At 73.8% G+C, this 12,636-nt stretch carries 12 protein-coding genes; 5 read left to right on the top strand and 7 right to left on the bottom strand.

Annotated features, from left to right (window positions below; all coding sequences use genetic code 11):
- Positions 1–220 precede the first annotated feature (220 nt).
- The 4 genes from ACSRUE_RS19725 to ACSRUE_RS19740 all read left to right on the top strand — a co-directional run bounded on the left by ACSRUE_RS19725 (position 221) and on the right by ACSRUE_RS19740 (position 3,486).
- Positions 221–910, top strand: a complete 690-nt coding sequence (locus ACSRUE_RS19725; RefSeq protein ID WP_441292323.1) for a RibD family protein — start codon at positions 221–223, stop codon at positions 908–910.
- 91 nt (positions 911–1,001) lie between these two features.
- Positions 1,002–1,979 (top strand): zinc-dependent alcohol dehydrogenase, encoded by a 978-nt coding sequence (locus ACSRUE_RS19730; RefSeq protein ID WP_441292324.1) that lies wholly within the window; start codon positions 1,002–1,004, stop codon positions 1,977–1,979.
- Positions 1,980–2,001: 22 nt separating this feature from the next.
- Positions 2,002–2,400 (top strand): 6-pyruvoyl trahydropterin synthase family protein, encoded by a 399-nt coding sequence (locus tag ACSRUE_RS19735; protein WP_437293635.1) that lies wholly within the window; start codon positions 2,002–2,004, stop codon positions 2,398–2,400.
- Between the two features lie 42 nt (positions 2,401–2,442).
- The gene (locus tag ACSRUE_RS19740) at positions 2,443–3,486 is read left to right on the top strand and encodes a glycosyltransferase family 4 protein (protein WP_441292325.1); all 1,044 of its coding nucleotides are present in this window, start codon (positions 2,443–2,445) and stop codon (positions 3,484–3,486) included.
- A 75-nt stretch (positions 3,487–3,561) separates the two neighbouring features.
- Here the strand turns inward: ACSRUE_RS19740 and ACSRUE_RS19745 are convergent, their stop codons facing one another.
- Positions 3,562–4,440, bottom strand: coding sequence for a 1-acyl-sn-glycerol-3-phosphate acyltransferase (locus ACSRUE_RS19745; RefSeq protein ID WP_441292326.1), 879 nt, complete (start codon positions 4,438–4,440; stop codon positions 3,562–3,564).
- A 140-nt stretch (positions 4,441–4,580) separates the two neighbouring features.
- Here ACSRUE_RS19745 and ACSRUE_RS19750 point away from each other — a divergent pair, with 140 nt between their 5' ends.
- Positions 4,581–6,050, top strand: a complete 1,470-nt coding sequence (locus tag ACSRUE_RS19750) for a cytochrome P450 (RefSeq protein ID WP_441292327.1) — start codon at positions 4,581–4,583, stop codon at positions 6,048–6,050.
- A 98-nt stretch (positions 6,051–6,148) separates the two neighbouring features.
- On the opposite strand, the gene tpx is transcribed toward ACSRUE_RS19750, so the two are convergent.
- The 6 genes from tpx to ACSRUE_RS19780 all read right to left on the bottom strand — a co-directional run bounded on the left by tpx (position 6,149) and on the right by ACSRUE_RS19780 (position 12,443).
- On the bottom strand, positions 6,149–6,643 hold the full coding sequence (tpx, locus tag ACSRUE_RS19755; protein WP_437323736.1) for a thiol peroxidase: 495 nt from the start codon (positions 6,641–6,643) through the stop codon (positions 6,149–6,151).
- Positions 6,644–6,852: 209 nt separating this feature from the next.
- A complete protein-coding gene (locus ACSRUE_RS19760) occupies positions 6,853–7,224 on the bottom strand; it encodes a hypothetical protein (RefSeq protein WP_441292328.1) in 372 nt (123 codons plus the stop codon).
- 253 nt (positions 7,225–7,477) lie between these two features.
- Positions 7,478–8,782 (bottom strand): SGNH/GDSL hydrolase family protein, encoded by a 1,305-nt coding sequence (locus ACSRUE_RS19765; RefSeq protein WP_441292329.1) that lies wholly within the window; start codon positions 8,780–8,782, stop codon positions 7,478–7,480.
- A 106-nt stretch (positions 8,783–8,888) separates the two neighbouring features.
- Positions 8,889–10,025, bottom strand: coding sequence for a hypothetical protein (locus tag ACSRUE_RS19770; protein ID WP_441292330.1), 1,137 nt, complete (start codon positions 10,023–10,025; stop codon positions 8,889–8,891).
- A 384-nt stretch (positions 10,026–10,409) separates the two neighbouring features.
- Positions 10,410–11,747 (bottom strand): endo-1,4-beta-glucanase, encoded by a 1,338-nt coding sequence (locus ACSRUE_RS19775; protein WP_441292331.1) that lies wholly within the window; start codon positions 11,745–11,747, stop codon positions 10,410–10,412.
- Between the two features lie 156 nt (positions 11,748–11,903).
- Positions 11,904–12,443, bottom strand: coding sequence for a tetratricopeptide repeat protein (locus ACSRUE_RS19780; protein ID WP_441292332.1), 540 nt, complete (start codon positions 12,441–12,443; stop codon positions 11,904–11,906).
- Between the last annotated feature and the right edge of the window lie 193 nt (positions 12,444–12,636).

Genomic DNA, 12,636 nt, shown 5'->3' on the forward strand with positions numbered 1-12,636 from the left:
GAGTCGCTCGATGTCGGATGAGGCCGTTGAGCGCGGAGAAGAATGCGCTCCGGGAAAGCGTGGAACTGGGTGATCTCGTGCGCGCACTCCTCCCCGGTTCCCTCGTTCTGGTCTAGAGTGCCGTCGTGCCCCGGAGGCTCCACTGTCGGCTCGGGACGGCGGCAAAGTCCCCTCTCATCCGCGCGTTCGCTCGCGCCGGACGCGCACCCGCGAGCGCGCCATGAGCCTGCCGCGCCCGCGGGTCACGCTCCACTTCGCCCAGACGCTCGACGGCCGGATCGCGGCCCGGGACCAGCGCGTCATGCTCAGCACACCCGCCGGGATGGTGTGCGCCCACCGGGCGCGCGCGGAGCACGACGCGGTGCTCGTGGGGATCCGCACCGTCGTGATCGACGATCCGCGGCTGACCCTGCGCGGGTGCGAGGGGCGCCAGCCGATGCGCGTGGTGCTGGCGAGCGCCCTCGGCGTGCCGGAAGGGGCGCGCCTGCTGCAGCCGCCCGGCAGCGGGCAGCCGGCCGGCGGGCGCGTGGTCGTCTTCGGCGCGGCGGAGCGCGCGTCGCGCGCGGCGCAGGCATGGCTCGAGGAGCGCGGCGCAGAGGTGATCGTCGTGCCCGCGGACGGCAGCGGCCTCGTCTCGCTGCCGCAGGCGCTGGCCGAGCTCCACGCGCGCGGCGTGCGGCGGCTGCTCGTCGAGGGGGGCGGCGCCGTGCTCACCTCGTTCCTGCGCGCGCGCCTCGCCGACCGCGCGGAGGTCGAGATCGCGCCGCGCTTCCTCGGCGACACGGCGATCCCCGCGGTCGGCGCGCTGGGAGAGGCGCCGCTCGCATCGGCGATCGACCTGCGCGAGCCGGCGGTCGAGCTCCTCGGGGGCAACGTGCTGCTGCGAGGGGAGGTGCGTTATCCCGACTGACGCGCCCGCGCCGCCCGGGGCCATCACGCCGAGCGACGCCGCCCCGCCCCTCTCCCGCGAGCTCTGGTTCGTCCGGCCAGGGCTCGTCGAGGTGCGCCCGGGGGCCCCGCCGCGCGCGCCCGGGCCCGGCGAGGTCGTGGCGCGCGCGCTCGCGTCGGGCGTGAGCCAGGGGACGGAGCTGCTGCTCTTCCGCGGCGAGGGGCCGACGCCGTTCGACCCGTCGCTCGACGCGCCCGACGCGCCCGACGCAGAATGCGCGCCGACCTACCCGCGCCGCTACGGCTACGCGTGGGTCGGCGAGGTCGTCGCCCGCGGCGAGGGCGCGGCGCTCGGGCCGGGCGACCGCGTCTTCGCGCTCGCGCCCCACGGCGATCTCCACCTGCTCGGGCCGGGCGCGGCGCGCGGCCTGCCCCGCTCGATCCCGGCCGAGCGCGCGGTGCTGGCCGCGAACCTCGAGACGGCGATCACGTGCGTGTGGGACGCGGGGGTGGGGCTCGGAGACGCCGTGGTGGTGCTCGGCGGCGGGGTCGTCGGGCTGCTCGTCGTGGCGCTCGCGCGGCGCGCCGGGGCCGTGGTCCGGCTCGTCGAGCCGAGCGAGCGGCGGCGCCGGGTCGGCGTCGCGCTCGGCGCCGCCGCGGCGCTCCGGCCCGAGGACGACCGGCCGCGCGGCGACGCGGACGCCGTGATCGCCGCGACCGGCCATCCGGAGGAGCTCGACCGCGCGATCGCGCATGCGGCGCGCGAGGCGACGGTGACGGTCGCGTCGTTCTACGGGGCGCGGACGAGCCCGGTCGCGCTCGGCGCGGAGTTCCACCGCCGGCGCCTGCGCCTGCGGGCGAGCCAGGTCTCGACCCTCCCGCCGGAGCGCGCCCCCCGCTGGGACCACGCGCGGCGCTTCGCGCTCGTCCGCGCCCTCCTCGAAGACCCGGCGCTCGACGCGCTGCTGGACCCGTCCGTCCCGCTCGACGCGGCGCCGTCCCTGTACGCAGAGCTCGCGGCCGAGCCAGGGGCGCGGCTGCAGACGGTCTTCCGGTACGGCGCGCGATCGGCTACGCGAGAGGCAACCTAGAAAACAGAGGCCCGCCACCGCCATGTTCCTCCTCGGCGTCAGCGATCACGTGATGATCGCGCACAGCTTCTCCGATCCGTTCTTCGGCCCGGCGACCCGGATGCACGGCGCGACGTACTCCGTCGAGATCGAGATCCGCGCGAAGGCGCTCGGCCCGCACCACGTGGTCATGGACATCGGCGCGCTGCACGCGTCGCTGCGCCGGGTGCTCGACACGATCGACTACACGAACCTCGACGAGCACCCCGCCTTCCCCGGGCGCACCTCCACGACCGAGCGCGTGGCCGAGCACGTGGCCGGGCTCCTCGCCGAGGAGATCGCGAGGCTGCCCGCGGGAGAGGCGCCGCTCCCGGGATCGACGCTGAGGGTGCTCGTCCGAGAGTCGCCGTCGGCGTACGCGGGCTTCGAGCGCGACCTGTAGCGCCGCGAGGGCGGCGATCAGGCCCGGGCCGCTCCCCTGACCATGCGCATCGCCTGGATCGTCTACGGCGCCCTCGACCAGACCACGGGCGGCTACATCTACGATCGGCTCGTCGTCGAGCGGCTGCGCGCCCGGGGCGATGCCGTGGAGGTCGTGTCCCTCGATCCGGCGCCGCGGTCGCGGGCGCTCGCCGGCCTCGCCCTCGCGCGGCGCCTCGCCCGGATCGACCCCGCCGTGGTGGTCGGCGACGAGCTCTGCTTCCGGGAGCTCGGGCCGGCGTTCGTGGCGCTGCCGCGGCGGATCGCGCGCGCGCTCCTCGTGCACCACCTGAGCGCGTGGGAGCTCCCGCCCGGCCCGCGGCGCGCGGCGCTCTCGCTCGCGGAGGCGGCGGTGATCCGCCTGTGCGACGCGCACCTCGCGACGAGCGCGACGACCGCGGCGCGGCTCCGGCGCGAGCTCGGGCTCGCCCGGGTCGACGTGGCGACGCCGGGCGCGGACCGGCTCCCCTTGCTCCCCCGCGCCCCGCGGGACGGCGGCCCGCTGCGGCTCCTGTTCGTGGGGAGCTTCATCCCGCGCAAGCGGCTGCTGGAGCTCCTCGCGGCGTTCGAGCGGGTCGGGAGCGCGCATGCCACGCTCGTGCTCATCGGGGACGCGGCGCGCGACCCGGCCTACGCCGGGCGGGTGCGCCGGGCGATCGCCGGCTCCGCGTTCCTGCGGGCGCGCGTCTCGGCGCCCGGCGTGCTCGGGGACGAGGCGCTCGCGGCCGAGCTCGCGGCGGCGGACGCGCTCGTCCTGCCCTCGTCGCTGGAGGGCTACGGCATGGTGCTCACGGAGGCGGTCCGGGCCGGCGTTCCGGTGCTCGCCGCCCGCGCCGGCGCGATCGCGGAGGCGGTCCAGGACGGCGCGGAGGCGCTGCTCTGGGACGACGTCGAGGGCCCCGCGCCGGCGCTCGCCCGCTTCCTCGAGGACGGCGCTCTCCGGGCGAGCATGCGCCGCGCGGCGGCCGTCCGGGCCGCGACGCTGCCGACCTGGGACGGCACCGCGGCCGCGGTGCGCGCGGCGCTCGCGCACGCGGCGCGCGGATGAGCGGATGAGCGGATGAGCGCATGACCGGCTCGGCGAGGAGCGGGCAGGATCGCGCCGCGCCGGGGCGCCGGGCCGTCACGCCCCCGCGAGCAGCGACGCCGCCTCGTCCTTCAGCCGCCGCGTGAGCGCCGCGTCGTCGCGGGCCCCGCGCGCCACCTCCGCCGCGTCCCGCGCCTCGCCCAGGCGGACCCGCACCTCGACATCGTCGAAGCCCGGCAGCGCCGCCTGCAGGAGCGGCGCCAGCGTGGTGATCCCGCGGCGCTCGGCCCACCGCGTGATGGCCAGCCGCTTCGCCCGCGGCGAGTGCACCCCCGAGACGATCGCCACGGCGGCGCGCCCTCCCGCCGCCGCGGCCGCGCGCAGCAGCGCCCCGGCGCCTGGCTGCCACTCCGCGAGCAGCGCGTCGCCCTGGCCCGCGAACGCCGGATCCGCCTCGATGCGCCCCGCGGGGAAGTGCAGCAGCGCGCCCCCGCGGCGCAGGTGCCGCAGCGCGCGGCGCACGCCGGCCGACCGCGCCGCGAGCGCGAGCGCGCCGCCCTCGTCGATCGGCACGAAGAGCAGCCGCCGGCTCACGTGGGGCAGCGCCCGCAGGAACCGCCGATCGGCCGCGACGATCATGAGGTCTTCCCGGCCGAGCGCCGCCATGAGCGCGAGCGCGTCGTAGGCGCCCGGGTGGTTGGACACGACGAGCAGCGCCCCGCGCGACGGCGGCGCCGCGTCGGCCGTCCAGCGCGCCCCGAAGCCGGCGAGCGCCTCCCGCGCCGCGACGTGGAGCCCCGCCTCGCCGGTGCGCCGATCGAAGCGCGCGAGCACGCGCCCGAGCGGCCACGAAGGGACGGCGAAGGCCGCGCGCCCGGCGCGGCGCACCCACGCCGGCGCCCCGCCGAGGCCGAGCGCCACCACCATCTCCGCGCCGGACAGGTTCGCGAGCTCTCGCTCCAGCGGCTCCGTCATGTCCGCGTCTTACTCCGTGTCGACGCCACCTCGCCAGCGCAGGCGCTCCGCCCGCCCGACATCGTCCAGCGCGGTGGGGCGCGTTTTCTGTCGCCTGTCGGGTTTGCGTCGGGGCGCGCCGCCTCTGTATGAAGGGGGGCATGAACGCCACGTTCCCTGCCATGGAGGACGCGATCGGCCGCGGCGACGCGGCTGCGCGCCCTCGGCGGACGCTCGCGGATCTCCCGGGGCCGCCGGGCTTGCCTGTGCTCGGCAATCTGCTCGCGCTCCACCCCGACCGCTGGCACCTCGAGTTCGAGCGGTGGTGGCGCGCCCATGGAGACCTGTTCGTCGTGCGGATGGGCCGGCAGCCGGTCCTCGTCGTCGTCGACGGCGAGCTCGTGCGCGACGTGCTCCAGCGCCGCCCCGCGGTGTTCCGGCGGGTGCGCGCCATCGAGGCCGTGTCGCGCGAGGCGGACATGGTCGGGCTGTTCTCGGCGGACGGCGACGCGTGGCGGAAGCAGCGGCAGCTCATCCACCCGACGTTCCATCCGAGGCATGTCGAGGGCTTCTTCCCGAGCATCCGCGACATCACGGGCCGGCTGCGCGAGCTCTGGGCGCGGGCGGCCGACGAGCGCGCCGCCCGCGACGTGCTCGGCGATCTCATGCGTTACTCGGTCGACGTCACCTCGTCGGTCGCCTTCGGCCGCGATCTCAACACGCTCGAGCGCGGGGCGGACGCGCTCCAGGAGCACCTCCAGCGCGTGTTCCTCGGGCTGAACCGGCGGATGCTCGCGCCGCTGCCCTACTGGCGCTACCTGGGCCTGCCCGCCGACCGCGCCTACGACCGCGCCCTGGTCGCGGTGAAGCGGCTCATCCTCGATCTCGTGACCGCCGCGCGGCGCGAGATCGAGGGCGGCGCGGACCGGCCCGCGCGCCCGCGGACGCTGCTGGAGCTCATGATCGCCGCGCGGGACGGCGAGGACCCGAGGGCGCGCCTCTCGGACGCCGAGGTCTACGCGAACGTGCTCACGATGCTGCTCGCGGGCGAGGACACCACCGCGAACACCCTCGCGTGGATCCTCTATTACCTGGGCACGCGCCCCGACGTGCAGGCGCGCGCCCGCGAGGAGGTCGATCGCGTGCTCGGCGGCGGCCTGATCCCGACGCTGGAGCAGTGCAAGCGCCTCGAGTACACGGCGGCCGTCACGCAGGAGACGCTGCGCCTGCGCTCCGCCGCGCCGCTGCTCTTCCTCGAGGCGAACCACGACACCGCGGTGGGCGACGTGGCCGTGCCCGCCGGCGCCGGCGTCGTGGCGCTCACGCGCGCGACGGGGCGGAAACCCGAGTATTTCGGCGATCCGGAGTCGTTTCGCCCCGAGCGCTGGCTCGGGGGCGCGCCGTCGACGCTGCCCCACGAGCCGAGGATGGCGCTCGCGTTCGGCGGCGGGCCGCGCGTCTGCCCGGGGCGCGCGATGGCGCTCCTGGAGTGCGCGGTGACGGCCGGCATGGTGCTCCGGAGCTTCACGGTGCACCTCGCGGATCACACCGCGCCGGTGCGGGAGCGGATGGCGTTCGCGATGCAGCCGGAAGGGCTGCGCATCCGGTTCACGAAGCGCGCCAGCGCGTGAGATCACGAAGCGCGCCAGCGCGTGAGATCACGAAGCGCGCCAGCGCGTGAGATCGCGAGGCGCCGGCGCGCGTGGCGGCCAGGCGCCGGCGCTCCGGCTCACTGCACCTTGGCGAGGGCCGCGTCGTAATCGGGCTCCTGCGCGATCTCCGGGACGAGCTCGACGTGGAGCACCTTGTTCTGCTCGTCGAGCACGAGGACCGAGCGCGCGAGCAGGCCGGCGAGCGGCCCGTCGACGAGCGTGACGCCGTACTTCTGGCCGAAATCTCCCCGGAACGTCGACAGGCCTTCCGCGTTCGAGATGCCCTCGGACGCGCAGAACCGGGTGTGCGCGAACGGCAGGTCCGCCGAGATGTTCAGCACCGTCACGCCCGGGAGCTTCTCGGCGCGCTCGTGGAACGTGCGCACGGATCTCGCGCAGACCGGGGTGTCGACGCTCGGAAAGATGTTGAGGATCTTCTTGCCGGAGTACGACGAGAGCTTGCGCTCGGAGAGATCGGTCTTCACGAGCGTGAAGTCGGGGGCGGTCGCGCCGACGGACGGCAGCTCGCCGGCGGTGTGGATTGGGCTTCCCTTGAACTTGGTCTGAGCCATGGTCGCATCCTCCTCTGTCTCGGTGCTCTGTGCAGCTGTGCGGCAGCGCCTCTCGTAGGCGCGCCGAGGGCGGACGCCAAGCAGAACCAGCCAGGCTGTCCCGGCCGGAGCTCCGCTCGTCCGGCGCGCGGGCGTTGCGCTCGCCGGGCGGTCTTGCCCGGGCGAGCGTCGCGCGAGCGTTGATTGCCCGCGCGCGGTGGGACGCGCGATCAGCGGAGGGGCGAGCGATGGACCAGCGGAAACGGCTCCACCTCGCCGTCATCGGGGTTCGTGGAGTCCCTGCTGTACCCGATCTCCTGTTCGTCCGTCGTGATGACGAAGGGGCCCCCGATCTCCTCTGGCTCCACCCTGTCTTCGTAGTCTTCTGTGGTGTCGCCCCTGCCCGATGTCGCCGAGGCGACATACTGCTCGGCGATCTGCTCGGCGAGCTCGTCGAGCACCTCGGGGGGGCCGTCGTCCGGGTCGGGGATGAACGCATCTCGGCTCTCCGCACGACCGGCGCTCCTGCGCGCCGCCGCCATGAAATCATGGCTGTGGTTCCTGCTCGTGGCCCGCACGGAGCTGTCTCGCTTGGTCTGCATGGATGATCTCCTCGCTCGGCGGCGCGCGCTCACGCGCTCTCGGCGCCGCCGCCCTTCCGCTGTTCTGATGGCGAGAGATGCACCGCGTGTACCATGAAGCTGGATCGCCGATCTGCGCGCGCCACGGCGAGCGGATGGGACCGGCGCTCGCTCCCTGCGGGGTGCGCGCTGCGCTGGGCCTAGGATGCGTGGTGCGTCGTGCCACAGCGGTCGCGATGGGCCGGTGGCACGATGCCCCGGCCGCGCGCCGCGCTTACCAGTCGAGCTCTTCGCGGATGGCCTCCGCGAGCTGCTGGGCCATGAGCGCGTTCGTCTTGACGCTCGGGTGGTAGTCGCAGCCGAGCCCGTTCGCCGCGCCGTCCTGCGCGGGGAACTCGAGGACGCGCACCTTGTCGTCGCCGCTGTCGTTCCGGTCCTCCACCACCTGGCCGATGTAGGCGCGCGCCCTGGTGAGCGCCTGGGCGCCTTCCGGGTACGAGTCGCTCAGCATGGGCCCGATGGTGCAGAAGATGAACGCGTCCGGATAGTTCGTTCTGACCGTCTCGACGAGGCCCGCGTAGGCATCGGTGAACGGCCCGCGGAACTGGGCGTCGCCCGGGACGTTGATGCTGAAGTCGTTCGTGCCCAGGTTGATCACCACGACCTGCGGCACCCAGGACGAGAAGTCCCAGGCGGGCTGTGCCTCGTCGGCGATCGTCCGGCCGTAGATCTCGGGCATCGTGGGCGCGACTTCACCGTCGTAGTTCCGGTACACGCCTCTGCCGGACCAGGCGACGATCGTGGTGTCGGCCCCGACCAGCCGGCCTGTCAGGGCGCTGTAGGCGAGGTAGTTGTTCTCCGTATCGCTCGTGAACGGGCAAGTCTCGTTGGCGCCGTCGACCCCGTAGCCGGCGGAGATCGAGTCGCCGATCACCTCGATCCGGCGCGCGGGCGCAGCCGGGACCGGCAGGAGCGCCTCGCCCTCCTCCGGGACGAACTCGAGGAACTGCGACACGCCGACCAGCGGCTCGGTGCGGCGGTGGAGCACGAGGTCGTGCTCGCCGTCGGGCAGCCCCTCTGCGACCGTGTAGAGATCCTCCTCGCTGTTGACCTTGAGGACGCCCTTCGCCTGGCCGTCGATCACCACCTGGAAGAAGTTGGATTGCGCCGCGGTCGACGCGTCGTTGAAGCGGACGCCGATCGACGTCCCCGAGAACCGCGTGACGATCGCGCTGCCGGCCCAGGAGAAGCGGGGGCCTTCGGGCTTCGTCGTATCGAAGCGCCCGATGAAGCGGATGGTGTCGCCGGAGGGGTCTCCGCCGCCCGCGCCGCTCGTGCTCGACGAGGTCGTGCCGGGATCCGCGCCTCCGCCGCCTCCGCCGCCTTCGCCGCCTCCGCCCGTGCCGCCGCCGTCGCCGCCTGTGCCGGAGGCGCTGCTCGAGGTGGGTGAGCCACCGCCCGAGCCCGTCGTTCCAGTCGTTGCATTCGAGTCGTCGTCACCGCAGCCGGCCAGCGCCGACCAGGCGATGCAGCAGATGGAAGCGAGCCTCGGGAGATTGGAGTAAGCTTGTCGTTTCATGCGCGCGAGGATGCGCTAGGTCCGTGGCGCGGACAACTCCAATCTCCTCCTGCGCGCAGGGGCAGACACCGCGGCGCGGGCGTCGAGCCGCGGAGATCGGTTGATCTCAGTTCCAGGTCCGGTCCTGGCTCTGGTACCTGGCGCGGCCGCTCTCCTCGGCGGGGGAGCGCTCGAGGCCCTGGCCTTGCGAGGCACGCGCGTCGTCGCGCTCGTGGACGCGGGTCGAGTACCCCTGCGGGAGCTCGTCGCCCATGAAGCGGCCGAACCCGGGCCGGCGCTCCGGGCGATTGTAGGTGTCGCCGTATCCGCTGCGCTCCTCGCCGCGGCCGCGGCCCTCGCGCTCCTCGCCCCGGCCCTGGTATCCGCGACCGTGGTCGCCTCGGCCGTCATGGTGGCCAGGGGCGTTCCTCTCGTCGCCGCCTCGATATCGATCCTGGCCCTCGCCGCGCCCGTAGCCGTGGCCACGATACGGGTCCTCGCGGCCCTGGTGGTCGTCTCGCCCGTAGTCGCGGCCCTGGTCGCGCTCGCGGCCCTGGTAGTCGTCTCGCGCATAGCCGCGGCCCTGATAGTCGTCTCGCGCATAGCCGCGGCCCTGATAGTCGTCTCGCCCGTGATTGTCGCCCTGGTAGCGCCGGCTCTGGCCCTCCTCGTCGCGGCCGTGCTCGTGGCGGCCGTAGGCGCGGCGGCCCTGGTCCTCGTCCGGTCCGGAGAAGCCGCGGCCCGCGTCGCGGCCGTAGTAGCCGCGGTTCTCGTCGCGCCCTCGCTGCACCGGGCCGAACCCTCTTCGCTCGTCCTCACCGCCCCACCCGCTGAAGTGATCGTCACGCCCGCCGATCCGCTCCCACGAGGGGCTGTCCTGTCCGTAGGCGCGGCGCTCCTCGGGCTCGGGGAAGCCGCGCGCGCTGGCGCCTCCCTGCTCCTGCCAGCGCCTCTCGGAGCCGCCGCGGTCGTCTCGCGCGTGCTGGCCGCCCGCCCTCCACGGGTCTCTGCCGTCTCCCCGCTCTTGCTGACCGTACGGTCGCGGCAGCTGGCCCAGCTCTCCCTGCCGGCTGCCGCCGCTCTGGTTCGCGTAGTTGCCGCGGCTGTACGACCCTCGCTCGAACGCGTCGCGCTCCCCCTCGTGACCGCGGAATCCGCGCTGATCGTCGTCCCGTGGCGCGCGCCACCGCTCGTCCCGGGGACGCCAGTCGTCGCGCGGCCCCTCGTCACGGAAATCCCGGCCCTCGTAGCGATCTCGTGCCATCTCGCTCTCCCTCTGGGTGCTGGTGAACAACTCTCGAGCCTCACGAAGGCGGTCACCTCCGTGAGCAGCGGGCTCACCCGTTTCCACCCGTTCAGCTTCAACAACTTCAGCAACCGACGTGCCCAGTTGAAACCCGGTCGAGGGGAGAGGAGCGCCGGCGCCCCGACAGACGGCCTCGCAGGCCGGAGCGCGCCGCCGCGCGACAATGCGCCACACGCTGGGGCAAGCTGTCACGCAGGCGCGGCTCGTGTCGCTCAGGACGAGCTCGCCGGGCCGGCTCAGCGGCCCAGTTCGGATCCGGGGCAGGGAAGCAGGGGAGCAGGGAAGCAGGGAAGCAGGGAAGCAGGGAAGATGAGCACCGCGGGCAGCGGCGCTCACCGGCGCTCAGTAGCGCGTCTCGCAGGGGTGCTGATCGGCGAACGCCTTCACGGTGGTCTTGTTGGACGACCACGGGAAGTTCAGATCGGTGATCGACCACGAGAGCGCGCCCGCATACCCCATGTTGTAGAGGTCGCCCACGAACTTGTCGTAGCGCACGTCCATCGCCTCCATGTTGATGGGGAACTCGCCCATGACGACCGGCTTGTCCGTGAGGCCGTACTCGGAGAGGGGCTTGTCGTACGGGAAGTAATCGTTGACCCAGCCGTACATGTGGACCTGGTAGAAATCGACGTCCGAGCGCGTCCACGCCTGACCCCACTTGATGGCGGCGCTGCCGACGCTCACGGGCGCGCCGGTCTCTCCCCTCAGCACGGCGGCCGACTCCTTGGCGAGCGCCTCCATCTGCTGGTGTGTGACGAGATCGAACTTGCTGGAGTCCCCCTCGAACGCCGGGTCGTCGCCGTAGAGGCTCGGCCCGGTCATCGCCCACTCGGGCTCGTTGATGACGTCCCAGGCCAGCATCCGGTCGCGGTGCGGGCTCGACGCCACCGTCCGAGCGATGGGGCGGACGACGTTCTCGATGAGCTTGGCGCGCCGGCCCGCGTCCGCCACGATGGGCCCCATGCTCGCGACCGACAGGCCGTTCGGCGGGTTGTGTGATGTCTTGTAGAAGCCATCGAAGGAGAACAGCGTGAACATCACGTTGACCTGCGCCTGGTCCGCGAGCTCGAGCGCCGCCAGGATGTCCTGCGTCGAGGTGCCGCCGAGCCCGGTCGGGTTGCCCTGTCCGTCGAAGTTGATCTGGTCCCCGTAGAAGCGGGGGTAGATCCACCAGCGGACCACGTCCACGCCGTGGGCGCGCATGTCCTGCAGGTCGGCGAGCACCTGGCTCTTCTTGCCCGAGATGCCCGCCTGGCTCCACTTGGACTGACCGCCGAAATCGGCGCCGAAGTCGCGCCAGGCGTAGTTCACGCCGTACATGAAGCGAAGGCGGCACGCGATCTCGACCCCTGCCTCGAACGGACACTCGTCTTCCACGCCGGCGCAGGCGCCGGTCTCTCCTCCGCTGCTGGTGCTGCTGCCGGCCACGGGATCGCCGCTGCCCGTGCTCGCGGGCCCGCCGGTGGGCTCGCCGGCGCCCGCGCCGGAGCTCGCCGGTGTGCCGGCGCCCGCGCCCGAACTCGCAGGTGTGCCGGCGCCCGAGGAGTTGCTCCCGGTGGGGCCGCTGTCCCCCGCTTCGCCGCCGGCGCCGCCCTCGCCGCCGCCGTCCGATCCGTCGCCACAGCCGAACCCAGCCACGGAGAGCTGGAGAACCCCGACAAGAAGAAGCCAGTTGCGCATGCCCGATTATCACCAGAAACGCGCGCCGGACCAGCCCGAACTCTTAATCGGTTCAGTGACTCACTGCGCAACGTTCTGCTCTTGCTACAAGATCGTGGTCGCAGCGGCCCGGACGAAGATCACGTGAGCTTCGCAGGGCACCCACGGTATCGCTGCTTACCTGGACGGCCCGCGCGGCCTCGGGTGGATCCCCATGTACGCGGCTGCACTCTTCGCCGAGGGATCGTCCGGGTAGCGCTCGATGAGGTCCTCCGCGAGGCTGCGGGCCTGGCCGATCCGGTCCAGGCGCACGAGCGCCCGCACGCGGAGCAGGCCGCGCTCGGCGGCGCGGGGGCTGTCGCCGAAGTCGCCCGACGCCTCGTCGTCGAGCCGGAGCACCTCCTCGGGGTTGGTCGTCAAGGCGGCGCGCATGCGGTCGATGAGGCTGGCCTCGGGGTCGGTGTCCGGCGCCGGCTCCGACTCCTGTGCTGCGGCGCTCACGGTGGCAGCGGCCGGCGGGGGAGCGGGGGGGACGACGGGCGCCTCGTCGCGGCGCTGCGGCTGGCGGGCCGCGCGGGACTCGGCGCTCGGCGGGCGCGCGTTCGGCGTGGGGCGCTCGTCGCGACCCACGAAGAGGAAGGCCGCCGCGGCGAGCGCGGCGACGGGAAAGCCGATGAGCAGCGCGCGGCGAGCGCCGGACGGTCGGGGGGCGTCCACGGCGGCGAACGTAGCGCGGAGGAGCGGCCGGCGGTAGCGGACGGAGCGAGCGGGGAGCGAAGGAAGGCGAGAGCCGTCCAGGTGCGATGGCCGTCGCCATCCACGTGACCTCGGCGCGGCCCACGTCGAGGCGTTCCTCACGCGACCGGCGACCGACCAGCACGTCGGCGCCTCGACGCAGAGCCAGGCACTC

Source organism: Sorangium sp. KYC3313 (assembly GCF_052075895.1).
Classification (GTDB): Bacteria; Myxococcota_A; Polyangia; order Polyangiales; family Polyangiaceae; genus Sorangium; species Sorangium cellulosum_B.